31 protein-coding genes are annotated in these 26,030 nt (G+C 37.4%); 21 read left to right on the top strand and 10 right to left on the bottom strand.

Features of this window, described 5'->3' with window-relative positions:
• Positions 1-345: GNAT family N-acetyltransferase (locus tag ACTF5Q_RS11250; protein WP_438954701.1), on the top strand; the 345-nt coding region annotated here is incomplete at its 5' end.
• Positions 346-359: 14 nt separating this feature from the next.
• Here the strand turns inward: ACTF5Q_RS11250 and ACTF5Q_RS11255 are convergent.
• Both ACTF5Q_RS11255 and ACTF5Q_RS11260 read right to left on the bottom strand, forming a co-directional pair.
• Entirely contained in the window at positions 360-548 is a 189-nt protein-coding gene (locus tag ACTF5Q_RS11255) for a hypothetical protein (RefSeq protein WP_438954702.1), read from the bottom strand.
• Between the two features lie 450 nt (positions 549-998).
• Positions 999-1,175 carry a hypothetical protein gene (locus ACTF5Q_RS11260; RefSeq protein WP_438954703.1) on the bottom strand — a complete coding sequence of 59 codons (177 nt, stop codon included), beginning with the start codon at positions 1,173-1,175 and terminating at the stop codon, positions 999-1,001.
• 238 nt (positions 1,176-1,413) lie between these two features.
• Here ACTF5Q_RS11260 and ACTF5Q_RS11265 point away from each other — a divergent pair, with 238 nt between their 5' ends.
• Positions 1,414-2,274, top strand: a complete 861-nt coding sequence (locus tag ACTF5Q_RS11265; protein WP_438954704.1) for a L,D-transpeptidase — start codon at positions 1,414-1,416, stop codon at positions 2,272-2,274.
• Between the two features lie 317 nt (positions 2,275-2,591).
• Here the strand turns inward: ACTF5Q_RS11265 and ACTF5Q_RS11270 are convergent, their stop codons facing one another.
• From ACTF5Q_RS11270 to ACTF5Q_RS11280, 3 genes are all read right to left on the bottom strand, one after another.
• Positions 2,592-2,891: a hypothetical protein gene (locus ACTF5Q_RS11270; RefSeq protein ID WP_438954705.1), complete on the bottom strand. Its 300-nt coding sequence runs from the start codon at positions 2,889-2,891 to the stop codon at positions 2,592-2,594.
• A gap of 66 nt (positions 2,892-2,957) precedes the next feature.
• On the bottom strand, positions 2,958-3,167 hold the full coding sequence (locus ACTF5Q_RS11275; protein WP_438954706.1) for a TIGR03643 family protein: 210 nt from the start codon (positions 3,165-3,167) through the stop codon (positions 2,958-2,960).
• Between the two features lie 329 nt (positions 3,168-3,496).
• Positions 3,497-3,754: a hypothetical protein gene (locus ACTF5Q_RS11280; protein ID WP_438954707.1), complete on the bottom strand. Its 258-nt coding sequence runs from the start codon at positions 3,752-3,754 to the stop codon at positions 3,497-3,499.
• A gap of 652 nt (positions 3,755-4,406) precedes the next feature.
• Between ACTF5Q_RS11280 and ACTF5Q_RS11285 the strand changes: the two genes are divergently transcribed.
• Both ACTF5Q_RS11285 and ACTF5Q_RS11290 read left to right on the top strand, forming a co-directional pair.
• Complete coding sequence (locus tag ACTF5Q_RS11285; RefSeq protein ID WP_438954708.1) at positions 4,407-6,011, top strand: FMN-binding glutamate synthase family protein; 1,605 nt, start codon at positions 4,407-4,409, stop codon at positions 6,009-6,011.
• 425 nt (positions 6,012-6,436) lie between these two features.
• The gene (locus ACTF5Q_RS11290; RefSeq protein ID WP_438954709.1) at positions 6,437-6,793 is read left to right on the top strand and encodes a hypothetical protein; all 357 of its coding nucleotides are present in this window, start codon (positions 6,437-6,439) and stop codon (positions 6,791-6,793) included.
• A gap of 49 nt (positions 6,794-6,842) precedes the next feature.
• Here ACTF5Q_RS11290 and ACTF5Q_RS11295 read toward each other — a convergent pair whose 3' ends face one another.
• Positions 6,843-7,199, bottom strand: coding sequence for a hypothetical protein (locus tag ACTF5Q_RS11295; protein ID WP_438954710.1), 357 nt, complete (start codon positions 7,197-7,199; stop codon positions 6,843-6,845).
• A gap of 777 nt (positions 7,200-7,976) precedes the next feature.
• On the opposite strand from ACTF5Q_RS11295, the gene ACTF5Q_RS11300 reads away from it, so the two are divergent.
• From ACTF5Q_RS11300 to ACTF5Q_RS11315, 4 genes are all read left to right on the top strand, one after another.
• Positions 7,977-8,723: a YcbK family protein gene (locus ACTF5Q_RS11300; RefSeq protein ID WP_438954711.1), complete on the top strand. Its 747-nt coding sequence runs from the start codon at positions 7,977-7,979 to the stop codon at positions 8,721-8,723.
• A gap of 64 nt (positions 8,724-8,787) precedes the next feature.
• Positions 8,788-9,717: an ion transporter gene (locus ACTF5Q_RS11305; RefSeq protein ID WP_438954712.1), complete on the top strand. Its 930-nt coding sequence runs from the start codon at positions 8,788-8,790 to the stop codon at positions 9,715-9,717.
• 7 nt (positions 9,718-9,724) lie between these two features.
• The gene (locus ACTF5Q_RS11310; RefSeq protein ID WP_438954713.1) at positions 9,725-11,419 is read left to right on the top strand and encodes a chloride channel protein; all 1,695 of its coding nucleotides are present in this window, start codon (positions 9,725-9,727) and stop codon (positions 11,417-11,419) included.
• A complete protein-coding gene (locus tag ACTF5Q_RS11315; RefSeq protein ID WP_438954714.1) occupies positions 11,420-11,920 on the top strand; it encodes a hypothetical protein in 501 nt (166 codons plus the stop codon). It begins immediately after the preceding gene.
• Here ACTF5Q_RS11315 and ACTF5Q_RS11320 read toward each other — a convergent pair whose 3' ends face one another.
• The 3 genes from ACTF5Q_RS11320 to ACTF5Q_RS11330 all read right to left on the bottom strand — a co-directional run bounded on the left by ACTF5Q_RS11320 (position 11,921) and on the right by ACTF5Q_RS11330 (position 13,843).
• Positions 11,921-12,418, bottom strand: coding sequence for a hypothetical protein (locus ACTF5Q_RS11320; RefSeq protein WP_438954715.1), 498 nt, complete (start codon positions 12,416-12,418; stop codon positions 11,921-11,923).
• A 25-nt stretch (positions 12,419-12,443) separates the two neighbouring features.
• A complete protein-coding gene (locus ACTF5Q_RS11325) occupies positions 12,444-13,157 on the bottom strand; it encodes a hypothetical protein (RefSeq protein WP_020045148.1) in 714 nt (237 codons plus the stop codon).
• 80 nt (positions 13,158-13,237) lie between these two features.
• Positions 13,238-13,843 (bottom strand): hypothetical protein, encoded by a 606-nt coding sequence (locus ACTF5Q_RS11330; protein WP_438954716.1) that lies wholly within the window; start codon positions 13,841-13,843, stop codon positions 13,238-13,240.
• A 148-nt stretch (positions 13,844-13,991) separates the two neighbouring features.
• Between ACTF5Q_RS11330 and ACTF5Q_RS11335 the strand changes: the two genes are divergently transcribed.
• From ACTF5Q_RS11335 to ACTF5Q_RS11350, 4 genes are all read left to right on the top strand, one after another.
• Complete coding sequence (locus ACTF5Q_RS11335) at positions 13,992-14,234, top strand: hypothetical protein (protein ID WP_438954717.1); 243 nt, start codon at positions 13,992-13,994, stop codon at positions 14,232-14,234.
• Positions 14,235-14,295: 61 nt separating this feature from the next.
• Complete coding sequence (locus ACTF5Q_RS11340) at positions 14,296-14,829, top strand: hypothetical protein (RefSeq protein ID WP_438954718.1); 534 nt, start codon at positions 14,296-14,298, stop codon at positions 14,827-14,829.
• Between the two features lie 41 nt (positions 14,830-14,870).
• Positions 14,871-15,014 carry a hypothetical protein gene (locus ACTF5Q_RS11345; RefSeq protein WP_438954719.1) on the top strand — a complete coding sequence of 48 codons (144 nt, stop codon included), beginning with the start codon at positions 14,871-14,873 and terminating at the stop codon, positions 15,012-15,014.
• Positions 15,015-15,300: 286 nt separating this feature from the next.
• A complete protein-coding gene (locus tag ACTF5Q_RS11350; protein ID WP_438954720.1) occupies positions 15,301-15,633 on the top strand; it encodes a hypothetical protein in 333 nt (110 codons plus the stop codon).
• 41 nt (positions 15,634-15,674) lie between these two features.
• Here ACTF5Q_RS11350 and ACTF5Q_RS11355 read toward each other — a convergent pair whose 3' ends face one another.
• Entirely contained in the window at positions 15,675-16,055 is a 381-nt protein-coding gene (locus ACTF5Q_RS11355; protein ID WP_438954721.1) for a flagellar protein FliS, read from the bottom strand.
• 193 nt (positions 16,056-16,248) lie between these two features.
• Between ACTF5Q_RS11355 and ACTF5Q_RS11360 the strand changes: the two genes are divergently transcribed.
• From ACTF5Q_RS11360 to ACTF5Q_RS11400, 9 genes are all read left to right on the top strand, one after another.
• On the top strand, positions 16,249-17,442 hold the full coding sequence (locus ACTF5Q_RS11360) for a sigma 54-interacting transcriptional regulator (RefSeq protein ID WP_438954722.1): 1,194 nt from the start codon (positions 16,249-16,251) through the stop codon (positions 17,440-17,442).
• Positions 17,439-17,753 (top strand): flagellar hook-basal body complex protein FliE, encoded by a 315-nt coding sequence (gene fliE / locus ACTF5Q_RS11365; protein ID WP_438954723.1) that lies wholly within the window; start codon positions 17,439-17,441, stop codon positions 17,751-17,753. The genes ACTF5Q_RS11360 and fliE overlap by 4 nt, the downstream gene beginning before the upstream one ends.
• Positions 17,754-17,764: 11 nt before the next feature.
• Entirely contained in the window at positions 17,765-19,555 is a 1,791-nt protein-coding gene (gene fliF, locus ACTF5Q_RS11370) for a flagellar basal-body MS-ring/collar protein FliF (protein ID WP_438954724.1), read from the top strand.
• Positions 19,556-19,564: 9 nt separating this feature from the next.
• Positions 19,565-20,590 (top strand): flagellar motor switch protein FliG, encoded by a 1,026-nt coding sequence (gene fliG, locus ACTF5Q_RS11375; RefSeq protein ID WP_164377540.1) that lies wholly within the window; start codon positions 19,565-19,567, stop codon positions 20,588-20,590.
• The gene (locus tag ACTF5Q_RS11380) at positions 20,590-21,528 is read left to right on the top strand and encodes a FliH/SctL family protein (protein ID WP_438954725.1); all 939 of its coding nucleotides are present in this window, start codon (positions 20,590-20,592) and stop codon (positions 21,526-21,528) included. The genes fliG and ACTF5Q_RS11380 overlap by 1 nt, the downstream gene beginning before the upstream one ends.
• 17 nt (positions 21,529-21,545) lie before the next feature.
• Positions 21,546-22,901, top strand: coding sequence for a FliI/YscN family ATPase (locus ACTF5Q_RS11385; protein WP_438954726.1), 1,356 nt, complete (start codon positions 21,546-21,548; stop codon positions 22,899-22,901).
• Between the two features lies 1 nt (position 22,902).
• Positions 22,903-23,313 carry a hypothetical protein gene (locus ACTF5Q_RS11390; RefSeq protein WP_438954727.1) on the top strand — a complete coding sequence of 137 codons (411 nt, stop codon included), beginning with the start codon at positions 22,903-22,905 and terminating at the stop codon, positions 23,311-23,313.
• Positions 23,314-23,363: 50 nt separating this feature from the next.
• Complete coding sequence (locus tag ACTF5Q_RS11395) at positions 23,364-25,487, top strand: flagellar hook-length control protein FliK (protein ID WP_438954728.1); 2,124 nt, start codon at positions 23,364-23,366, stop codon at positions 25,485-25,487.
• Positions 25,488-25,496: 9 nt separating this feature from the next.
• The coding region (locus tag ACTF5Q_RS11400) for a flagellar basal body-associated FliL family protein (RefSeq protein WP_438954729.1) at positions 25,497-26,030 on the top strand (534 nt) is incomplete at its 3' end.

Here is a 26,030-nt window from a genome sequence, read left to right on the forward strand (position 1 = left end):
ATTGATAGTTATGCAAAATTCAATTTTGGCCGTTATACACTTCGTGAAAAAAAATCCTTAAGGCTAATTGGTATGTGCGGCTTCCTTAAAACTGAGATGGGGATCGACTTTGGATATCGGCTGTCAAAAGATATATGGGGCTGTGGGTTGGGGTTCGAGGCGGCTAGTGTAGTTCTCAATTATGGTGTAGCCTCGATAGGTTTGAAGCACTGTGTGGCTGGCGTAATGCCCGGCAACTTAGCCTCAATAAAAATCTTAGACAGATTAGGCTTTGTCTATCAAAAAGACGTCATTTTTGATGGTCTAACATATCACAAATATACATTCTCGGCAGATAAGAACTAATGAATTAATTGTCTTCAGTTCAAGAGATAGCCCTTTGGCGGAAACAACAGATCATCATTTTTTCGATTATTTGGTTTTCTGCGTGCTGGTCGCCTAGGTAATCCTAAACCTGTATTTATCATTTTTAAGTAATCACGATATGACATATTCATAAGTGGCTTGATTGGGCCTATGAAGTCTGGGTCTTGATCTGAATTGTGCATTTGATCCTCCGAAAATTATAGTGGAGCAAATCTTGTGCCATCCATTGACGGATCATCGTAAAATAATTTTGTTGTTAATCTGTGGCAAAAAATTAACTTTTTGAGCAGGATAATAGTTGGAAGGTAAAGTTATCTGTCCCAGTCAAGTCGAAAAAGTTTAGCCAGATTAGTAACGGCTAGCAAACCAAAAGCAGCACTAACCATTTTTATGGTACCCGTTTCGACAAAATAAAGTATTGCACTCATGGATGATGCGGACAAAATGATGAGCATTAAATAAGTTGTTTGCTTCTGAATATCCTCAGATTTTAAGATATTTGCACCACATTTTAGACAGTTTTCTAAGTATGTATCAAACCTATTATTGCATTCGATGCATTTAAATTTTTTGGGTTTTATTTCCAAATTTTCACTATTTATTTTGATTTTTGACAAAAGAAATTTACACAATCACCGACGGATTAAGAAATCATTGCTAAGCACCGTACTTTCAGATGAATTACTTTCAGGCTTTGCAATTCTATCGTACTCCATTTTGCGCACTTGTATTGCCCGAAACCACTGCTCAGTGGTATACATAAAGGCACCACTGCCATTTGCTTCTGTTTGGTAATCAGTTGAATGCATTTTATATCTCCAAGTTACCAAGCAGTTGAGCACTATCTATGCCAACTTCACCCACTGAATTTAATTTTCGAAAATTTATTTACCCCCAGTAAGTGTCAAGCTTCGAGCTTATATTTTGAAATATTTAGTGAAATTATTTTTTATCCGTAAATTTGTAGAAATTTGGATCTAAATTTCTCCCCATTCGGTCGTACATTTTATTAGTGAACAAAATTAGGTTATTTTTGGGTATATCAAAATGAAACGACTTTATTACTTCGCTTTGACTTTAATTATTGTCTTTTCGGTTCCACAAATTGGTAATTCTTCTGTCAGCGCAACCAATTTGCAGCAATGGCGAGAATTAATTTCAAGTTTGGATCCCAATTTTGCTAAGGATTTAGATTTTTTAGCCGAAAAAAACCAAGCAAAGTCAGGCTGGCAATCGAGCGAGCCTAAGCTAATTAAGAGAGCCCCAACTCTGATAAAGCCGGATTACCAGCAAGAGTTTGCTAATGTTCATAATTTTCAAAGTTCATTGATAAGTGAAGGCCCGAGAGAAAATAATTTAAATATTCACACTACTCGGTTGAAGCATGAATTTAGTAATACCATTGATATTCCGCATATAGAGGTTGAGAAAAAGTTTTATAATTATATTTCACTTCAAAATAATCTTTTAAAACCCAGTACTGAGGACATTGCACCATCGCTACTTTTGGACGACTCTTTTCTATATCAAAACTATCCTGACGCTTTAAAGCCGGTAATTGCGCTTGTAAAAATTGGTGATCAAAAATTACAACTATATGAAAGAGGAAAGTTTCTGAGCCAATGGGATATATCTTCAGCACGTCCTGGGAAAATTACACCTCGCGGGAGTTGGACGGCAAAATGGCTTTCAAGAAATCACAAGTCAAGCATTTATGACGGTGCTGAGATGCCTTACTCTGTATTTTTTAATGGTGATTATGCAATCCATGGTACGCGTCAGGTCAATAAATTAGGAGAACCGGCTTCCGCCGGTTGTATAAGATTACATCCTGAAAATGCAAAAATATTCTTTGAGCTTGCTAGACTTTATGGTGTTGAGAATACACTGGTTAAAATAGTTAACTGAATGGCTCTAGTTTAAAAAATCTCTTATATTTTCATAACCTGACATGCCAACGAACCAATAAGTCCAGACGATTGCAAAGAAAGCGGATATGAACCTGATTTTTCCACCCCAGATATATCTCCAATTTTCTTTTTTTAAATACTTGTAGTATTCAAAATCGTCCCAAACCTTATAGGCAATGAAAAGACCTAAAAAGTAGACCCCAAATGAAAATAGCTTGGGCAGTATGTCATAAGCATCCACCTTTAAATCATATCATAAATATCCAGAAATTTAAATATTTTTATGCTAAACACTTTTAATCAGTCTAAGGACTCTTACTGCGATATAGAAATTACAGGCGTACATTTATACTGCGCCTGACGTTTTTGTGCTTCTTCAAATTTCTCTTGCCATTCAGGACCTGCGGGATCTTCTTTATACAAACCGTATGCAATTTCTGCTAAAGCACGATAGCTTTTGCACTTACGTGTAGAATCCCTTTCTTTTTGTTTGGCCTCAAAATACTTTGGAACATAATAATATGCAGCAGCACCAAGGGCCGAAACACTCAGGCAAAGTATAAGTGCAATTAAGATAATTTTTAGATTTCTTTTTAAAAAATTAATTATTTTCATATTCTATTAATTTTGCTCCACCTGTAATCCAGTCTCCTGGAGCATATTCAAAATAAGATGGGTGAATTATTTATAAAATTCGCGCCTTGCTCCAAATGCGCTTACTCTTTTGCGCCAAGCTCTGTACGATCCCTTTTTCAGGTTTTCTCGCATAAGTTTTACGACATCTTTCTCTGCAAGACCATATTGTGCACTGATGTCTTTAAATGAAACGTGATCGGATAGTGCCATTTGCACAATCTCACTCAGCTCAGCCTCACTGTATCTTGCTTTCATATTCTTTATTTGCTCACTTTATGTTGCTAATACTGACACGATTTAATGCAAAATAATTTTGCATCAAATAATTATCCAGATTATCTTTTCGAATTCGCAAATTACAAATGCCTCTCTACCACTTAGCCTCAATTTAATTGAAATACAGTCTGTAATTATTTTATAGTGTGAACGGTGAGAACTACTTCAGAGTTGGAAGGTATAGTTTTGAATTTGTATACCGCTTTAATATTAGCTTTAATGGCTACGTTGGTTATTTTTATTTTACAAATGTTTTCGACACATGGACTTATGGGCCTTCAGATTGATTTTGGTTTCTGATTTCAGTTTTATTTCTTGTTAATGTCTGTACACCCGAAGTCTTTCCTTAGACCTTCTGCTGCCATACTCTCTCGTACCCATTTCTTCCCATTAGGATTGAGAGCATAACTTTTCTCAGACTCAGTAAGCATCTGCCGATATTGCAAACAGCCCAAACTGCGATCTCTTTGTTTTTGTTTTTTTTCCAGATATGGCGGTAGGACAATAATTAGAGTAATGATAACGAGAATTATAACTATTCCTAAAATTATGTAGATATACTTCAAATGCTTCACCTGGGGCCAAAAAAGATTTACTCAATACTTGTTTCGATGATATTTTAGTATTCGCTTACTGCAAATATAGCAGGTTCCGTTATTTGATAGTACTATATTTTGTGTATGTGGGATAAATAACACAGCATAAGTCCATATAAATAAATAGAAATATCCTAAAAAGCACAGTTATGGTACTTTTAATCAAAATATAAAAAGAGCAGGTATTATGGAAAATTCATCAACACCATCTGTAATGGTATGGAGTGCCTTGCGTGTTTTGCTAGTTGCGCTAATATTTATTGCACCGGTTTTTCTAGCATTCTCAATATTTTTTTGGCTATAAAATGTATCACGTCAAGCCAATGAAGTCGGGTTATGCCGACTGATACAAAATGCAAATTTAAGGTTTTGTACTCCACTAGAATAGTATTTTTTAAAACAGTACTAAGTTACTCAGTCCGTGGCACTAATCATTTGCACTGACTTTATAAGTTACCACCAAATATTTTCTTGGCAGTTCTAAAAACCTTCATTAGCTTAGAGTGTACAAAGAAACATTGTAGGATCATCTTGGGAGTAAATTTTTAATATCAAGAAGTATCCATTAATTACAAACAAATTTGATAATTATTGCAGCATGTTTTGGGGAGAGTGAAATTTTATGGGACTTATCTGGGGCCGTTTTTCTGCGTTATTTTATGTTTGGTTAATAAGTTTAGTCTTTATAGTTTCAGCACTCTATTTCTCTATATTCTTTTTTGTACCAGCATTCATAATCGGTTGTTTAGGATTGGTTGGCATATATGATCGTCTACAAAAGAGAAGGGCAGTTCTTGCTAATTTTCCACTTCTAGGCAGACTTCGATTTATGATGGAAGCTATCCGTCCGGAGTTGAGACAGTATTTCTGGGAGTCGGATAAAGATGAGCTTCCGTATTCTCGCAACCAAAGATCAATGGTTTATCAACGCTCTAAAAGTTTGCTTGCAGCTCGGCCGTTTGGGTCCGATGAAGATCATTACGCTGATGACTTTAATTGGCTAAATCACTCAATTACCCCATCACATATTGAAAGCGATGATTTCAGAATTGAAGTAGGAGAAGACCAAAAGCCTTACTCTATGTCCATACTAAATATTTCTGGTACTAGTTTTGGTTCGCTATCGCCGAAAGCTATCGAAGCCCTGTCTGCCGGAGCGAAAAAGGGCGGGTTTGCACACAATACAGGTGAAGGCTCGTTATCAAAATATCACCAAGCTGGAGGCGGTGATACAATCTGGCAGATATCTACCGGATATTTTGGCTGTCGTACGCCGGATGGCAAGTTTGATGCTAAGAAATTTTCGGACAGAGTAAAGCTTAATCAAGTAAAAATGATTGAGATTAAATTAAGCCAAGGGGCAAAGCCAGGACATGGGGGCATGCTTTTAGCGCCAAAAGTAACCCCAGAAATTGCTGAGGCAAGGGGAGTAGAAGCATTTAAGGACGTTATTTCGCCTCACAGGCATTCAGAGTTTTCCAATCCTCAAGAATTGTTGCTTTTTGTATCAAAACTTCGTGAACTATCCGGAGGAAAACCTGTTGGGATAAAATTATGCATAGGACACCCATGGGAATTTATTGCAGTTGTAAAGGCAATGGTCCAGATGCAGATGTTTATAGATTTTGTCACAGTAGATGGCTCTGAGGGCGGAACAGGTGCTGCGCCAGCTGAATTTACAGATCACTTAGGGAGCCCGTTGCGAGACGCGATTGTTTTCGTTGATAATACATTAAGAGGTGCAGGTTTAAGGGGGAGGGTCAAAGTAGCCGGTTCTGGAAAAATAGTCAGTGCTTATGATATTGCAAGAGTATGTGCATTGGGGGCTGACTGGTGCAATATGGCTAGACCGTTCATGTTTTCGTTGGGTTGCATTCAGGCGAGAGATTGCTCGTCTGGGCACTGCCCAACGGGTATCGCCACTATGGATCCATCTCGATATGCTGCGGTAAGTGTATCAGATAGATCTGAGCGTGTTTTTAACTTCCAAAAAAATACTCGAGAAGCTCTAAAAGAATTACTTGAAGCAACTGGACTTCATCATCCTAGTGAACTGACTAGAAGACATATAGTTAGACGCCTGTCAGCTAGCAAAATTAAACTTGCTGATCAAATTTATCCCAATGTTGAGGAGTCAGCACTACTAAATAATGGCCTTGTTAAAGATCCAAGGCTAAGCGTTTATTGGAATAGAATGGATAAATCATCTTTTTCACCGATAAATTAGTGTAGTTTATTGCACCAATTTTCATATTAGTTTTAAATGTTTAGAATGATACTTTACATATATGTTCGGTTGAAAATAAAAGTGTGAACTGGAAGCTTGAGTAATAGGTTCTGACCCGTGATTATTTTTAGATATTTTTCGGTAATACTTGTCAGTGTGATTTTTTTATCTGCGTGTGAAAAAATTAACAAAAAAAATATTGCTGAATATAAAGCCCTGTGTTCTGAGTATGGGCACGCTCAAAACTCATCTCAATTTAGTAAATGTGTTAAAAGGCAAAATATTATTGCTAAATACGAAAATGAAAATTGGCTAATGCTTACTCTTGGACTTAAATAGCAGAAGTTATGATCTAATTTTCGGTATCATTATGCTATTTCTCAGATATAATCGAAGCTAGTATTATTTTATTTGGACTTCAGTTAATGACCAAAATCCTCAGTTTTTTTATCTTCATATTAACGTACTCTTTTTCTCTAGCTAATACAGCAAGTGATCTCCCCGGTGTTCAAAGTAAATTACAAAAAGAGGCTTCATGTGAATTAGTTTCACGCTTAGCATTTCTAGCTGTAGAAAATTTTAGCAAAGACGTTGAGCTCGATCAGGTAAAAGAGTTACTTGATCCAGTATTACGTTCTGCAGTGGAGAGACTAGAAACCAATGCTCAAAAAAAGTTTGTTGAAACTGAATATGAGAGAATAATACTAGAAACTTATCTGACAAACGATTTAGCTCCAAAGTATTATGCTAAAAGGTATCTATCCTTATGCAACAAGTTTTGACCCTACTATGAGCAAACATTAAAGTGTAAATTTATGTAAATTCAAGTGTCTAAATTTTTGAGGGTTTCTTCAGGTTTTTCGAAATTATAGGTTCTTTTTTTATGGCAGAGTCGGGCTCTCTATTAATATTGTGGGGCGTGTCTTGATTGCGCGGAAATATTTCAGGTTGTTTTTTGCTTACGATTTCTACTTGAGGGGCTTCAGTTTTTTCTTTGTTAATTAATTTCTCTGCAGGAAGATTGCTGTTAAGGTTGAAGCTTAATATTTTATAGCAAGCGTAAATAGACCAAAGTAGCCCAAGCACGGCAACGCCTTTTAATAAAGGCTCCTGATAAAGATAAGAACATATAGCTGAAAGTGAACAGGTCAGTGCAGCGGCTATTAACTGTAATTGTCTCAGAAACATATCAAAACACTAACACCTATAGTATCATAAAAACTCTATTTCGGTATGAAATTTTATTAAGAAAATCAATATAAATGTCTGCAAAAATAATTGAATTATAAAATGCTGAGTTGACATATTTGATGATCAGGGGAGTAAATCCCAGTAGTTTTTGTCCCCCTCGGAGTACTCACCACAATGCCACTTCGGTAATATCTTGGGGAATTTTGCTAGGCTGCCGCTATTGATTATTGTTGGAGGATATTTACGGCATTCGATAGACACATCATCGTGGTTATCTACTTCCATATGAGCAAATTGACATGTACCACACACTTTATCCATTTTAGTCCCCTGCAAATAATTATGTGAATAAAAGCATTTAACTTAATTTAGTCAACCAATATCAAATATTATTAGACTGCTAATTTTTGTTCTTGAATTAATTAAGAGGCTAGATTTAGAGTACAGCAACTCTGATATTAGTTAGTTACTTATTAAACTTTTCTTTGAATTTCGTATCGTACAATTTTATTGCCATGAGTTCTTCGGAAGATAATGAATATGGATCTTTCTCAAATTGCTGTTTGAGAATTTTTATAGCCCAATATACCAAGTTATTTAATTCACTATTTTTCATCACAATATAAACGACTTAGAATTTGAAATTTTAGAGCTTCAAATTTCATCATAAGTAATTTTTAGTACAGTTAAGGCACTTTCTAAAAATAATTTTGTAAAATATTATCGATACCTTTCTTCTTAAATAAGACTAAACTTTTTAAGAAAAATACTTTTATGGCATCAATTTTGCTCACTCATTTCATGTCGAAAATTACTTTTATATCAAGGCGTATGTTCGTATTGGCACTTGGAGCATCAGGCGCTTGTCATGCTGCTAAACCCTTAATTGATTTTGATATGTCACATGGTGCTTTAATAGACTTTGATCAAAACGGTAGTCTATTTGGTAATCAGAAAAGTTTTAACTTATCGGAAGATCCATATAGTTTATTCGACGCGGAGCCAGATTTAACTGAAAATGAGGCAGCAAATAAATTTAAGAAAAGCAAGTTTTCCTATAAACCGAGGAAGGACTTTTTAATTAATCTCCATAATGTAAATAATAATGAGAAATTGTCACACATGGTTACCCGCTTTGATAGTGGCATTGGATATTACAATTCTAGACTGGATCATTTTTTTCGGGATTGGAGAGAAAATAAGTCAATCCCTATGGATTCAGAGGTTTTAAAAAATTTATTTAGCATATGTGAGGAAGTTCTCGGTCACAACAGCCGTATAAATGTTCAGATAACTTCTGGGTATAGGACTAAAAAGACTAATGAAAAATTAAGAGTCAGAAGTAAGAACGTAGCTAAAAATTCACTCCATATAGAAGGAAAAGCTATTGATTTTGCGATTAGAGAAGTATCACAAAAGAAACTTAGATCCGCAGCAAGGAATATCTGTTCTGGAGGTCTTGGTTTTTATCCAGGCTTTGTTCATATTGACTCGGGCCCGATAAGGAGATGGGGCATTTGAATATTAGGCCGTGATTTGTTAAAAGAGTCAGGTAATTAATAAATGCATCTAGGCCAAAGATATAATGGATAATCAGTACCAGAATTTTCAGGGACATGTTTTGCGCATTCTGGAACCTGCAGCTGTGGGTGATAAGCTCTCGAAGTTTTGTGATTATGCATTGTCAATACTTGTTATATTAAATCTTGTGGCCGTAACGTTAGAATCTGTTCCAGAGCTAGAAAGAAAATTTAAAGAAGCTTTTTATTTTTTTGAAATATTTTCAGTAATTGTTTTTACACTCGAATATCTTGCAAGAATATGGTCTGCGCCTGCCAAACGTCCAATTGTGAAGAGAAATCATGCTGCTCACACCAGATGGTCGTATATAAAGAGTTTTTATGGTTTGATCGATTTTCTATCGATTATGCCGTTTTACTTGCAGGCTTTTTTCCCAGGTTTAGACTTGCGTGTTTTGAGAACTTTAAGGCTTATTCGAATTTTAAAGTTGAACGCGTATAACTCTGCGCTGGAGGATTTATTTGGTGCTATTATGGAGGAAAAACGATCTTTTCTAACAACGCTTTATATATTTGTTGTAGCCTTCGTTATGTCTTCTTCATTAATTTATTTTGCTGAAAACAAGGTCCAACCAGAGGATTTTAGGTCAATTCCAGATGCTATGTGGTGGGCTATTATAACGCTTACTACAGTGGGTTATGGAGATGTGAGCCCAGTAACAGTTATGGGGAAATGCATTGCAGCGTTTACTGCAATTTTTGGAGTCACTGTTGTGGCACTTCTTACTGGTATTGTTGCTAATTCTTTTAATGCTCAAATGGACCGAAGAAAGATTATCTTTGAAGATCAGGTTCGAACTGCTTTATTAGATGGTTTTTTGGATAGTGAAGAAGAGATAACCCTTGATGAACTTAGAAAAAAGTTTGGTATGTCTAAAATGCAGGCAGATGCGCTGATCGAACATGTAAAACAGACAAAATCTGAAACATCGTGATAAGTAAATGATGGTAAATTCAAAATTAAACTATGCAGTTAAATTTACCATAACGTCAATAATTATTGGATCAATTTTAGGACTGGTTGGAGCTTCTGCAGCTCACTACTTCAGGGTTGGAATTGTTTTAATTTCAGATGGTTTCTCACAAATTATTAATAGTTCATATGGATTTTTTTACTATGTATTTACCCTTAGTGTTGCCGCTTTGATCGTTCACCAAGTCAAGAAATTGAATACGGGGAAACCTTTTCAGGGCATTGCAGATAGTATTTTCTACGCACACAGGCCCGACAATGAGGCAGATATAAAATCTGGTATACTAAGTACTCTCGCGGCTTTTATATCCGCTGGTGGCGGGGCAAGTGTTGGCCAATATGGGCCACTCGTTCACTTTGGGTCTACTATTGGGTCATGGTTAAAAGAAAAGCTTCCATTTAAATTATCTTTAGATTTATATATTGGCGGAGGCGTAGCTGCCGCGATCTCTTCTGGATTTGGCGCTCCCATCGCTGGAATGGTGTTCGCGCATGAAGCAATAATGCGGCATTACTCCCACAAAGCCGTTCTTTCTATAGCAATAGCGTCATGTGTGGCTTTTGGTTTATCTACTGCAGTTTGGGGCGAGAGCTTAATATTTCCTATTTCACAAGTAGAATTTGATTTCCTCACCATCCTCTACGTATCATTTATTGCGGGGCCACTTTTTGGCCTTGTTGCAATAATATTTATGAATAGTTTGATTTTTTTTAATAAACTTTCTGTAAAATTTTTTTCTAACGTATTCCTTCGATATGCAATTGCTATAATTGCTTTGAGTGCAATTGGCCATTTTGTTCCAGAGGTGATGGGCTTAGGGACTGGTACCGTTCTTGGTGCTGTATCAGGTGAGTATGTTCTATATTTTGCTCTTATAATTTTGATTGGAAAAATTGTAGCGACGTCAGTTTCTCTTGGTTTTGGCTTCTTTGGTGGCGTATTTTCTCCAGCCTTACTAGTTGGTGCTAGTGCTGGTGCGGTGGTTGCGGAATCATTTGTTGTGGTTGGGTTCTTGGAAAAATTTGAACCTGCATTAGTAGTGAGTGGCATGGCCGCAGTAACTGGAGCCGTAATCGGAGCCCCACTTTGTATGGTGGTAATAGTTATGGAACTAACTTCCTCCTATATCTATGCTCTTGCGTCGCTCGTTGGGTTAACCTTGTCCGTCAGTTTATCTCATATTTTGTTTGGGGCGTCATACTTTGACAGGCAGCTGGGTACTCGAGGAATAGATATATCCACCGGTAGGTCTGGTATGTTTCTCATGGAAAAAAGGGCGTCCGATTTTGCATCATTAGACTATATTCAGTTGCACTGTGAAGATGTAGTTAGAGATGCCTCTAGGCTTATGTCAGAGCAAAATAAAAATGAAGTCATAGTTTTAGATGCTACTGGACAATTCTATGGGAAAATAGAATTACATTCACTAATTGGGAAGCCGGCAAGTAGTAAAATTGAAAAGTTTGTGGACACAAATTGCGTAACAATAAAACACGATGCTTCACTGCAGCAAGCAATGGAGGCAGCGGCTAACTTTGTTGGTGAAGCAATTCCCATTATCAATCGAGAGACAAACCAAGTTATTTCGGTTATTACAGAGGGTGCAATTTTTGATGCTTATTTAAAGGTTCAGGATACTGTAATTGATATGGAAAAAAGGTAGATGGTAATACTAAAATATTTGCAGGATAAAAATCTAGTGTCGATATTTAAATTTCTGTATAGGATTAATATTTTTTGTAAGCGTTTTGCTAGACTTCTTGGTTTTTGTATTATTGGAATATGCTCTTATCAATTTGTTCAAGCTCAGCAAGATTTCAGATGTGCTGTAAGATTGACTTTTGATAGTGATCGCACTGGGTCTGTTGCAAATTATGTTCTTAGTCTTCAATTGAAGAATACCAAGGGTAGAAATATTAATGGTGCATCTATTCTTTACAAAGATAGCCAAGGACAGGTGCTGGGTAATACATTTTTAGAATGTCTGAAGGACCCTGAAGGTATTAAGCCGGGAAGCTATGGTGATTGTAAAGTAGTGCTTCAGCGTGTCGACGGTGAATTTCTTAATACTTTTGGTACCGATAAATGGACAGAAATAGTAAATACACAATTAAGTTATTTAAATGAAATACAATACTGTGACTTACTTGGATTTTCTTACTAATTAATCAAAATGAAGCTCTGTTATTGCCATTTCAAAATTAGAGATGTCGGCATTGTAATATGCTGAATGTAATATATCATAAGTTTGCCGAATTTTGGGCACGTCGGATCTAATAAGGTGACTATAATCTGTAGTTGAAACCATCTTATATTTTATTTTTTCATTTATGATGAATTCGATAATGTTACTATCCATTCCTTTAGACTTAAGTAATACTTTCGCTCCAACTAAGTTCTTTTTCGACAGGTTTTCAATCGTAGCCATTAATCTGAATGCATGAATTCTGTCGTCGACCATAACAGATTTAAAAAGGGGGAGATAAATTTTGAGGTGTGGATTATCAATCTGCTGATTTGAACAAAAAACTGGAATTTCATTTTCCAAGTAGCAGCTTACAACAAAGGATTTTAGATCATCTTCTCTGAGGTAATCTGCCTTAGCAAAACCAGTAACAATAAAAGAGCTCAACAAGAAAAAAATGTATTTAAAGCTTTTCATCTTATAACGACCTAATGGGCGGCTTTTAGATCTCAACAAAGGAATTTTTCTTCACTCTTCGGATTAGAGCCAAGTGAATATCCTTAGCCTCATTAGAATCATACCTAAATAGTTTGCCACTTATTTTCTTTTCTGCCTCTAGGCGTGAGTAAGTAAGCACAGCTGCAAATTTTTCTTCAATTTTCTCAATAGAAGAAATTGCGTATTTTACGTCTTTTGCTTCAAGATACTCATTCTTCAATGCAGATTGTAATCTTTGAATTTCAGCTGCTTTGCCTTGAGAAAGTGAACTTCTTGCTGTGTTGGCAAGAACTTTGATTTTTTGTACAGCAATTTCTATATCCTGATCACTCGGTCGTGGTGTTTTGCATACCATTACATTATGATCATTTGAAATCATTTTGATCTTATGCTCTTTCAGAACTTCTTTTATGTGAGGTATGTAGATATCATCGCTGTATCGAATACTTATGGTAGTATCCGTGGTGCGCTCTTTCATGATTTCTACATACTGGCCCAATTTACGCGGTCTGAATTTTATCCAAACAGTGACTGTTTTAAATATTTGAGAGAAATCGTTCAGTGCAATTGAGTTTTCTGCATTGTTAACAAATGAAGTTATAACGTCATACATTCTTTCTTTTGAGCTGTTAATATATGAGTTTTGATCCTCTATAAGCTTAACAACATTAACTGCGCCCGCGTCACTAACTTCTTCCTGAGTTTCTGCCTCTGCCACAATTTTGCCCCTTAAATCAATTTGACGATTATAGTATAATCACTTTTTGATAGTATTTCCAACTTTTAACTCTCAGAACTTTAAGTTTTGCCCAATACTAAGCTCAACAAATTCTGACATCCTTGCAAGGTATGTTTTGAGGCCAACCTGTGAGTAGAGAAGTTAAACTCTGGGAGTTTTTGATTTGAGAAGCTTATAACTGCATCTATCTGATGTGTTTCCCATCCTATTTCATTAACCAAACTTTCACTTGTTTGCATTATTGCACAAGAGATAAGATCCTTTTTACCTTTCATATCAAGAGAATTGACAGCGAATTCGAAGCTGCGATTTAAGGCTTTTGGGCGTGGCCAGTTGTTTAGATTAGGTTCCATTTTAGTGTCTAAAATGGTCTCTTTCGATGTTATTTCAATCTCTTCACCCATACGAGCAGGAATAAAATGCTCTATTATCGGATTGCTTGGTTTTTCTAATTCATCTTTTAAAAATATTTTATCAACAAAGGATAAGTTGTTTTCTAATGCCAAATATCGAGCACTCTGTTCACAAAGATTGTTAGTTATGTCTAGATCCTCTTTAAGACAATGATTTCCGTTGCTTGCAAATACTGCATTGAAGTTCAAAAATAAAGTTAACACGATACTCACCAAGAGAATATGCACACTTTTTGTTGTAGATATTTTCATAACAATGACCTCGCAGAATTTTACTAAGTTAGATAGAGCAAACATCGTGCCAAGCCTAAAAAATGATTAAATCTCATGTGTATTTTTTCTTTTTTGACATGGTGTTTTATGCAATGTATTTTGCATGTAGGCTTTGTGAGGTGATACAATGAAGGTAAGTGCCGAAGTAACAATAGGTAACGGAACATATGATGATTGGCTTAAATTTTTTATAAGTTACGAAGAGGAACGCGGTCAGTTTGTTACTAATGAAGTGATTGAGAAAACATCTGAGAACTCAGCATTGGTTACTTTCGAAATAGTAAACCTAGATGGCTTAACGGAGCTGTCGTCCAGAGCTGATATTCTAGAAACAGAGAAAAGCATGCAGATTACTACAGCGATAAAGTAAATCTGATTTATACAAAAATGCTTGGCACATTATTTGCACCGCTCCAAGCCAGAGGTGTTAGATGTTCATAATTCAGGCAGTAGTCCCGGCGACACTAGTTTTTGTAATATTTATTGCTGCTCATTTATTTGTCGAAAATGAGGGTTCAGGTATTTATTTGCCGGATACTAACTGGGACGGTGATACAGAAGAAATTTTTCCCGTGCCAGAAGAAGAGATAGACCCCACCCGCATTGATCCAGAAACGGGAGGACTTCTTCCCGATAAATATAACTATTTAAAAATTGAAAATGTGTTTTCGGGTAAAATCGTAGGTTCTGAAAGATTATTTAGCATTGAAGTTGCGCTGCTGACAAAGCAGCCATCAATTGCCTCAGACCTATTTATTTCTGCATTATTTGAAATTGAAGCTGATTTAGTTGCTGAAATAACGACTGTTATACTAGAGGTGGAGCTCGGTCAGCTTGAAAGTGTAGATGGAAGAGAAAAGCTTACCTCAGCTATCAGAGACCATGTAAATGAATATCTAGAAGAAGACCTCGATATGTTTCCCGGAATTACCGAGGTATTTATAATCAATTACAACGTAATTTAAGGTGCATAAACAGATTATATTGCAAATAAGGAGGAGCAGTAATGAAACATGAAGTAATAAAAGCCGACATGACTTTCAAAAAAATGGGCTTTATTTTTGAATGCAAATACTTTGATAGAAAGGGTGACATTAATAAAATTGAAAAAGTTTCCTCTGAGATCAAATACCCAAAAGAAGATTCATAGAACATTATTTATCTTTTGAGCTTATGTTTTCCGATTGGAATTTAGTAGGCTTAAATATCAGTGCCAAAAATCCAAAAATAAGCGTCGTTGCAGATGGCAGTAGCATTATATCTCTAATGTCTGCCAAGGGCATATCCAAGTAAGCTCGCCCTATCGCGTTCAACAACAAAACAATGACAAAAACAAATAAAATATTTGCTCTCGTTTTAGTGCAGTATCGACAGTTATTTTTCATAAAATACATTACATTCTTGCTTTAACTAAAATTAAAGCTTAAATAAAGTGTATGCAAGTTGCGTTCCAAAACGAAAATATTCTTGAAAAAAATGTATCCGATGCGTCTAGGGTGGTTCAAAACTTTGGGCTCGGTGATGCCGGGCTGAATTTTCGAAATACCCAAACAGGGTTCAAGACCCACAAATCTGAAAATGAAAATTACGGTAATCGTCGCATCTATAGCCCTTATTTATCACCATCCAGTGGAGTGGTTGAGAATCTCGCTGAGATGAGTAATGCAATTGAACCGATCTATATGCACAATGCCGCGCGTACGAAATATTTTGGTATTTCAAAGCCAGCTAAGCCAGCGGAGCACCTAAAGATCAACTTGTTTGCTTAGTAGATACGACTAACTATGGTACATTGTATATTATCGCTGAGTTAAGAAACTTCGCTCCTTATGCCTTCCCACCCTTCAAGAATTGTTTGAACGAACTCAATCGCTGTATCTAATTTTTCAACCGTTCCCTTTAAAGCAAAGTCTATGATTTGAACTCTACAATATTCATAGACCTTAAATAGGTTTTTAGCTAATTCGCCACCTTTTTCGAAATCCAAACACTTCTGCAGAAAATAAATACTTGATAATGCGCGTTCGAAGTGATGCTCTTTTTCAGCAGTTTCTAAGCCATTATTCAGTTTTTCCATACTTCCAATAACCTGATCCAACGCATATTTGACCGCTTCATAACCGTCTTGCTTGTTAGCTTCTGAAGAAGCTTTAGTTTGATTGTAAGTATTAAGTGCAAAAGCTAAGTTCATTTCAATTCCTCCATGCCAATACAAACGACACGTCGCAAAATGTTTTAGCATTAATGTCAAAATTTTGAAAACTAATGAAAAATTTAATCTTAATGTAATATTTTCAAAAAAGATAAATAACGTAAAGTACTGTTTTTAAATAATTAAAAACATATGGCACTCTGGTTGCTTATTACTGACCGGAGGACTTTGAATGTACATAATAGATGATAAAAACGTTAATTTTTATGATAGAATTTTTAATGTTCTGGACGGTAGGGGTATAAATTGTCTACCTGTTTCGAATATCGAAATTGATGAAAAGTCTAAACCGGCCGATACCTTTATCGCAAATGTAGATCAAAGTTTTGACTGCTTAAAAAATCAAGAGTTCTTAACATTTCTAAAAAAGAACAAGTTTAAAAAAGCATTCCTAATCAAATATGGGTGTTCAAATTTTTCCTACATTACCCACTTTAACGGTGGTGTTACCGTTGTTGATGTCCCCGTTAACTTTGATGATGGTTCAAATTTAGCTGACTTTTATGTGCATGTATTTTTGGAATTTATCCTTTCTAATGAACCTAACTTACCCTGTGCATCGGAAAACACAAAGAAGCTTGTAAACTTAATCAAAAAAATCGCATCCACAAATGCGACCGTTTTGATAAACGGGGCAAGTGGGACTGGAAAGGAAGTTATTTCGAACCTAATCCATAGTTTTTCTAACCGACAAGAAAAACCTTTTGTAGCACTAAATTGCGCTGCAATTCCTGAACAAATGCTAGAGTCAATTTTATTTGGGCATGAGAAGGGCGCTTTCACTGGGGCAGTCAATTCTAATCAAGGATTATTAAGAGCTGCGGATAGTGGCACCATCCTATTGGATGAAATCTCGGAGATGCCCTTAAATCTACAAAGTAAACTCTTGAGGGTTATTCAAGAAAAACGGGTCATGCCAATAGGTAATACTTCTGAAGTGGAAGTAGATGTTCGTATAATTGCTACCACCAATAGAAACATGTTTGATGAAGTAAAGTCCGGGAATTTCCGCGAAGACTTATTCTACAGGCTCAATGTTTTTCCAGTAAACAACTTGAACCTTAGTGAAAGAATTGAAGATGTAATTCCGATCGTGGCTCATATGCTCTGTCGGGAAATTATAGAAAATGGCGAAGTCTATTTAGTTAATGAAGATGTATTGACCTCATTAATGCAGCATAACTGGCCCGGTAATGTCAGAGAATTAGATAACATTATTCAGCGTGCAAAAATTTTGTGTTCAAAGAATGTTATTACGGTAGCAGATTTAATCTTTGATAACGATGGCGATGAGGCTCAACCGAATACAGCAGAAATTTTAGCTGCCAAATTTAAGGCGAATGCCGCTAGTGAGGTGTTATCATGAAAATTACAGCTTCAAATACACAGCAAGTTACACAAAATCTTGCTAAAACCACAAATGAGGCATTTCAGGAAAAAATGAAAGTTTCAGATAATCCATCGTTCCAAGAGCGACTGGGAGACGGTCTACGAAATGTCGCAAATGTTCAACAGGATGCAGCTGAACTTGCTAAAAATTTCGAGCTAGGCACAGAAAACGATATAGCTAAAGTTATGGTAAGCCAACAGGTAAGTTCGCTTGCTTTTCAATTAACTCTCAATGTCCGGAATAAAGCACTAAGCGCTTACAAAGACATAATGAATATGCCGGTATGATAGGGTAAATTATGGCCAATGTAGATCAATTCGAAGCAGAAACAGAATTAACCACTGAGAGATCTGGGTTGCTCGCTGCACCTTCTCAGGCGATTTCGAAAGTTAGAGAAACAATAGACCAACCAGGTTTTAGAAGAGCATTTCCAACGCTTTTAGCAAGCTTGACCGCAGTGGCCGCAGTCATTTTGTACATTTCAATGCAAAAACCAGAAATGACGACTTTGTATTCGTCAGTGTCTGAGTCTGAAAAGTCCAAGATAATTGCATCCTTACAAAATATGGGCATCGAAATTCTGGTAGACCCTGTAACTGGCGATTTATTGGTTCCAGCTAGTGTCTATCATCAAGCGCGAATTTCTTTAGCGGCTCAAGGTTTGCCAGAGTTTTCTGGTGGGGGCTTTGATTCCTTAGAAAATATGCCCTTGGGGATATCGAGATCTGTGGAAGGTATGAAGCTAAGGCAAGCACAAGAAGCTGAGTTAGGTAGATCAGTTGCGGAGATCAGCAGCATCCAGTCTGCAAGAGTTCATTTGGCTATCCCAGAAAAATCTGTATTTGTCAGAGACCAAACACCGCCTACAGCTTCTGTCTTCGTGAATCTGAAAAATGGACGCAAGCTTAATCAAACTCAAGTGGTGGCGATTACTAATTTAGTTTCATCTTCCGTTCCTGCATTGAGTCCGTCAAATGTGTCGATAATAGACCAATTTGGTAACTTGTTATCCAATTCACCTGATGATCCAGATCAAGCGCTTGCTGATAGTCAGTTAGAGTACAGGATGCGCCTAGAAAATATTTATCGGAATAGAATAAAGAGTTTAGTCACGCCTATAGTTGGCTCGGGGAATATCAATGCTCAGGTGAATTTAGAAATAGATTTTACGAGAAAAGAGGTTTCCCAGGAAATAGTTGATCCTGATTCAATAGCAGTACGAAGCGAACAAAATTCACTTAACGTAACTGCCAAAAAGGATGCAGTTGGTATTCCTGGCGCTATTTCGAACGAACCACCCCAAGAGGCAACTGTTAACCAAGAACAGAACCAGGCTGGGTTGGCTTTGTCCAATAATGAAAACCAAGAAGATCAGGAAAAGTTTGAGACGAAGTCATCAACTGATTTGAAAAATTATGAAGTGAGTAAAACGTACGAGACAGTAAAAAATCCATCAAATTTAATCACAAGGATTGATGCTGCGCTTCTAATCAGAGACCGTAAAGTTATTAACCCTGATACAGGAGAGGAAGCCTTTGAACCTGTTCCTGCCGAAGTAATAACACAGGTGGAAAACCTTGTAAAAAGTGCTTTGGGCATAAAGCCTGAGCGTGGTGATACTTTAACAGTGACTTCACAGCCATTTGTCGAAGAGTTTAAGGGCTTTGTTACCCAATGGTATGAGGGAGCCTGGTTCAGGTCAATGGTTGAGAAAACTCTTTTAGTTCTTCTAATTGGTATCGTTGCTCTGGGAGTTGTCCGGCCTATGTTGAACAAAATATTAGTTCCAACAGCAAGTACTAATTCAGTAATGGAACTCTATGCAGAGGCTGAGACCATGGCTGAAGTAGCCGCCAAACGCGCTACAGAGACGGAAGCTGTTGAGGTTGATGAGGGCGAGAGCCTTGATGAAATAAAAGCTAAGCTCAAGCCAAAGAAAAAAGGTGGTATTTCGGCTGATATGTTGGATACTGCGAATACCTATGATGATAAAGTAGCGCTTGTAAGAATTATTGTGACAGATGAAGCTGGACGGGTTGCGAATGTGTTTAAGCAGATGATGCGCGAAGACCTTGAAGTATTAAAGTAGGATAAAAAAATGGCAGAAGAAATTAGCGATGAAAGTTTAGAAAACCTAACTGGTACCGAGAAATCAGCCATTCTTATGATGCTGCTTGGGGAAGATGAAGCCGCACAAGTGCTTCAGAAACTTACGCCTAGAGAGGTTCAGCACTTGGGTACCGCTATGTATTCCGTTACGGGTGTGGATCAAACAACAGTGAATGCTGTGCTTGATGAATTTCTAGAAACTATCAAGAAACAGACAGGCATTGGTTTGGGTGCTGGTCAGTACATTGAGAATGTTCTCACAAAGGCTTTAGGTGATGATAAAGCTCAATCGGTACTGGGTAGGATTACTCCTGCCAGTTCAGAGTCGCAAATTGATATTCTTGATTGGATGGATGCCCGCGCAATTTCAGAGCTTATCCTTGATGAACATCCGCAAATTAAAGCTCTGATCATTTCGTATCTAGATTTTGGGCTCGGCGCTGATGTGCTAACTCTGCTTCCGGATGATATTCAAGCGGACATTGTGCGTAGAATTGCGACCCTAGAAACTGTGGAGCCTGGTGCCATCAAGGAACTTGAAAGAGTGATGAAGGCAAAATTTGCAGCTAATACATCGTTGCGAGCGTCACAAATCGGCGGTGTGAAGGCTGCTGCTAAAATTATGAATTTCACTAAAACTGAGATGGAGACCAGAATTTTAGGCGCAATCAAGAAGGAAGATCGTGATTTGATGGCTGAAATTCAAGATAACATGTTTGTTTTTGAAAATCTTGGTGGTTCAGACGAGAGATCACTTCAAACTCTGCTTAGATCAGTAGATCAAGATGTGCTTGTTATAGCTATGAAAGGTGCGGAAACTGCACTGCAAGATAAATTATTAGGATGTATGTCTACTAGAGCGGCTGCAAATATTCGCGACGAGATGGAAGCACTGGGTCCGGTTAGGCTTACAGAGGTTCAAGAGGCACAAAAACAAATTATCAACGTTGCGCGTAAACTTTCAGATGATGGTACTATTGTTCTTGCCGGCAGAGGTGGAGAGGAAATGGTATAATGAGCGAATTGCAAGATAATGTTCTCGATGATCAAAACTCTGATTACACCGATTTAGAAAGTTTATTGGCAGTTGCGAATTCATCGGAATTTAGTGTCTCTGATGGATTTACACAGGAAAAGCAGGAATTTGAGAAGTTCAACAGCTTTTTTGAAATCGTAACCTCTAATGAGACAAAAAACGATGATAATGAAGACGAAGTTATAAATGAAGAGGGCGAATCAGAGATTTCTGGCTTACAGATTGGCGGTGAGGCAGATGAAAAAGATGAATCAGAGATTTCTGGCCTACAGATTGGAAGTGAGGCAGATGAAGAAGGTGAATCAGAGATTTCTGGCCTACAGATTGGCAGTAAGGTAGAGGAAGAAGGTGAATCAGAGATTTCTGGCCTACAGATTGGAAGTGAGGCAGATGACGAAGTTGAATTAGAGATTTCTGACTTACAGATCGGAAGCGAAGCGGATGAGGATTTTTCGGAATCAACAGAGGTGGAATCGTCGCTTACAGAGGAAGACCAGCTCGTTTATGATAAAGGATATAAAGAAGCCCTCGAAGAATTTGAAAAGGCAATGTCACTAGAGAAAGGGTCTCTAAAAGATTTAACTGAGACAATGTTTTCAATCAGGGATGATTTTCAAGAAAGTTTAGAGGCTTTAATTAAAACAAAAATTTGTGAGCTACATAACGAGTTATTGGACTCTGAAATCCAAGACTTTCCAACTCCCTTTTTGAATAAAATCAAGCAGGTGGCTAGCGATATAGTGGGCGAAATAAAAGACGTAACGCTTGAACTCAACCATGCTGATTTAGAGCTTTTGAAAGGGAGCGATGCAGTTAAGAGCCTAGGCTTTGAGGTTACGGAGAGGGCAGATCTCCGTAGGGGTGAATTCAGGCTAACTTCTAATACAACGGGCTTTCAACGAGAGTTGAGCCACTAAATATATTTGGGGTTTAAATGTCAGAGGTTAGAATAAAATCTAACGAGCCAACAAATTACTTTACTGGATCGCTTGAGAACGTTTCTGTAAGCAAGTTGCTGCATTCAAATTATTTTGGAAAAGTTCTTTCCTATAATGGTCAGGTTATCGAAGCAACGCCCTTACCCGGTATCATAGGGTCCCTTTGTTCAATTTTTGCTAGAACTAATGAAGAATTTCAAGGGGAGCTGGTAGGGGTTGGAGAAAATAAGGTCGATATTCTTCCTTATGAGTCCAACTTAGATATTCGTGTTGGTGACAAAGTTTTTTTGACTGATACCCAGCAGAAAGTTGGCGTTGGGGATGCACTACTAGGTAGGGTTATTGATGGTTTGGGAAACCCATTAGATGGCCTGGGTAAATTAAAACTATTAGATAGCAAAAGCCTTAATGGCAGAAGAATTAACCCTTTTGAACGGCAAGCCATAACCGAAGTCTTAGATGTTGGCATAAGAAACATTAACGCTCTGTTAACTCTAGGGCGAGGACAAAGGGTTGGAATAGTTGCTGGTTCTGGAGTTGGTAAATCAGTCCTTCTCTCGATGATTACAAAAAGTACAGATGCTGATGTAGTTGTCGTGGCACTTATAGGTGAAAGAGGGCGAGAATTAGCATCTTTCACAAAGGAGATACTTAGTTCTCATTCTCGTGACAAGGTGGTCATAGTTGCAGTGCCGGCGGATAGATCTCCCTTGCTTCGGATCCAGGGCGCCAAAAGAGCAACGACGATTGCAGAATATTATCGTGAGAGGGGAAAAAACGTTTTATTAATTACAGACTCTTTAACTCGGGTCGCGCATGCTCAAAGAGAATTGGGATTGGCGCTCGGCGAACAGCCTACGTCAAGAGGTTATCCACCGTCCGTTATATCTCTGATACCTAATCTAATAGAACGAACTGGCACAAGCACAGATGGTTCTGGCTCAATAACTTCCATCTATACTATTCTTGCCGATGGAGATGATACTACCACCGATCCCGTTGTCGATACAGCTCGAGCTATTCTTGATGGGCATATTGTTTTGAGTAGGGATTTAGCGCAGCAAGGCATATATCCGGCAATTGATGTTAATCAATCCATTAGCCGGCTTATGAATAATATTGTGAGTCAACCACAACAAAAAAATGCTCAGACCTTACGAAAGTATTTATCAAAATATAATGAAAATAAGGATTTAGTTCTTATGGGCGGATACGTTCAAGGGCAAGATCCAGATCTTGATCAAGCGCTTGCTCTTTGGCCTGAGATTTTGAAGTTTCTTCACCAAGACGAGACTGAAGTTTGTGATTTTGAAAAATCGCATGATCAACTTTCAAAATTATTAGGTGCATAAATTGAAAGAGTTGAAGAAATATAATCTACTGCAAGTTAAAGAAAAACTTAAGCGGCAGAAGTCAATCAATGAATTGAGCCAGATACAAGCTGATGAGGCAAAATGTCAAACAATCAATAGAGAATTAGATAGGCTTCTGAGCGAAAATCATGCTCTTATCGAAGAAATCGGAGTTCAATCTTTTGTAAGCAATAGGCGTTTAATGCAGAAAATGTTTGATCAAAAAGAAGTAATTTCGAACCGTTTAGAATTCTTAGATAACGAAAAATTGGCAGTCTTAGCAGAGGTAAAGAAATCCAATGCTAGAGACGAAATAGTAGAGAGAAAAAAAAATAAAGTTAAGAAGCAAATGCGAGAGACTTTATTTAAAAAGCAGGATGAAAATCTGGGAGTAACTAAACGCGGTCAATGAATGGCACGAATATTGCTGTTCTCACTTGAAATAGCGTCCGAGGAACACTCATGACCGTAATTGGAAATAATAGCGCCAACAATTCTAATCCGCTGGCAAATATAAGCGTTACAGGGGCAAAAGGAACTGATGGCTCTACGGGAGTAACCAGTTTCCTAGACATTATTTCAATGCTATCTTCTTCGGCACAAACATTGGACCTTGCTTCGAATACAGATCTATTGGTCACTCAAGTAGAATCCGAAATGGAGCCTTCTACATTAGCATTATTGCAGAAATTTCTTGATCAGGAACAGATATCTGTTCCACTTCATAGCGAAATATCTTCAGAGGATGTTTCAACTGGTGCCGCATCAAAATTTATTGATTTTTTAAATAAGGAAGCCGAGTTGAAGAAAATTAAGGCGGGATCACTAAAAGGAGTGATTGATGCCGATGTATCAGTGAACCAGAATGTTCTCCTTAATAAGGCTTTAAACGAACTCAAAACAGCATTTCCGGGAAGAGGTGAAGATTTAAAAGGTGATAACATCTTAACATCAAACTCAGCCATTATTGAAAATCCAGCTACTAATTTTTTGGCGGAGAAACTTCCAGAAGTTTCTAAAAGGGTGATAAATACTTCAATTATGGAGGATCCTCAACCTAAGGTAGTATCAATAGATCTTTCACCTATTATCAAAGATTTGCCAGCTGTTTATGATGATATCGAAATTACAAAGATCTTTGTTAATCCAAATGATTTAGTTAAGTCATCTGATAATGATGGTGCAGATCCAGTAAACGGTGCAATTTCTAAACTAGAGGCTCTAATAAAACCTAACTCAGCGGAGGTGTTGTTGAAAACCGACAACCATGAGCCGATGACCAAAGTGATTGATTTTGAGGAAAGTGATGCAAAAGAAAGCAAAACAATCAATCTTGAAATTGACAAACTGAAGAATACGACGCTTTTATTTAACCTACGTATGGAGAATTTGCATTCTGGAAGTAATTTCCCACAAAAGGTAAATTTAAGGTTTTCAGAACCAAAATCACCTTCGACAAATTTGACGTTAAATATCTCGGATAATGAAAATGCAGAATTTATAAATGATGTGCATTTGCGCGATTTTATGCATGCCGCCGCAGTCAGCAATTCGAGTGAAAGTGAAGGGGAAAAGTCCAAATTAGATTATGGTACTACTATTCAAATCTTTATGTCTAAGGACAAAAAAGAACTACTATCGCGGCAATCCTTAAATTTTGTTAGTGCGGCGGATTTGTCAGAGGATTTCGCTGAAAAACTCATCTCAAGATTAAATTCTCTGGTTTCAGGAGAGTTTGACAATAGGCAAATGCTTAATAATTTGAGATCCGAAATAAGTAAAAATGAGGCAATTATCAATTTGGATGATAATTTGCGATTACCAATTTCAGATCTCTTAGCTGCCTTCAAGCGTAAAACTAAAAATCGGCTTATGGTTTCAACTGCTGATGTCGTTTCATACCGTGACGCACTTAATTCAAATGAAAAACCAGGTTATAATTTCCAATGGGTTTCCGCAGTAGCAAACAAAGATATCTTTTTAGATGAGAAAATAGTTGACGTAAATCAAGGTATCCGTGCAAATTCTGCCAGAATAGAAACAAGTGAAGCAAAACTTGGTTCTAATAACTTAATTGAGCAAGCAAGATTCCAAGCGCAAGGCAACCCAGCAGACGCTGCAGCTAAACAAAATATGCCAAACATTGGACAAAACGCTGCGTTGAATAGCTTAAATCTATACGAGGCTCAATTTTCGTCTCGTTTAGGGATGTTACTGGCAGATCAAATAGCCAAGGGTTCTGAAAACTTTGAACTGCAACTAGAGCCGGAAAGTTTTGGTAAAGTCCGGGTTAATGTTTCTTTAGAAAGATCTAATGTCGAAGTGAAAATGATTGCGGAAAATTCCGCTGCAGTCATGGCTTTACGGGGAAGTGAAAGCGTTTTGCAGGTTATAGCAGAACAAAACGGACTTAAGCTTTCAGAATACTCGGTGGACATGCAGAATAATCAAAACGGGGACAATACGAACAGAAAAGACGGGTCTGATAGAAATAAAAATGAAGTAAATGAAGTTTTAAAAGAAACTGATGATGAAAATACAATTACAGTTTCTGAAAATGGATATAACCTAAACCTACTCGCATAGGAAAATATTATGGCTGAAGAAGAACCAAAGAAAAAAATTAATTTTAAGAAAATTGCCCTGTTTGGACTTGGGCCAATAGTACTTATTGGTATTGGTCTCGGAGTAGGCGCATTCTTGTTTATGCCCACGCAAACTCCAGTTGAGCAGGTCGAAGAGCTTATTGAGAAGAAATTGCAACAAGCTGGACAATTGCCGAGTGCTGAAGGCGAAGATGAAGCCGCGGCTGAGCCAGAAAAAGTTTATAAGGACACACCGTCAACGGATACTTTTGTAACAAGTTACTACACTTTCCCCGATAATTTTACTACAAACCTAAAGGGCTCCAAAGCGTTTTTGCAAGTGAGTGTTGGCGTTTCCACCCAATATGATGAGACCGTCATTGAGAATGTTGAGATGCATCAACTAGCGCTGCGTTCTGAGGTTCTTGGTGTAGTTAGTGAATTCACCGTAGAAGAAGTTGAAGGGAAAACTGGCCGTGATCAGTTGGCAGACGGTATAAAGGATGCTATCAACAAACGCCTAGAGGAACTGGAAGGTTTCGGA

Origin of the sequence: Candidatus Salinivivens marinus, from assembly GCF_965655845.1 — a bacterium.
In the GTDB taxonomy this organism is placed as follows: Bacteria; Pseudomonadota; Alphaproteobacteria; order Rhodobacterales; family Rhodobacteraceae; genus Salinivivens; species Salinivivens marinus.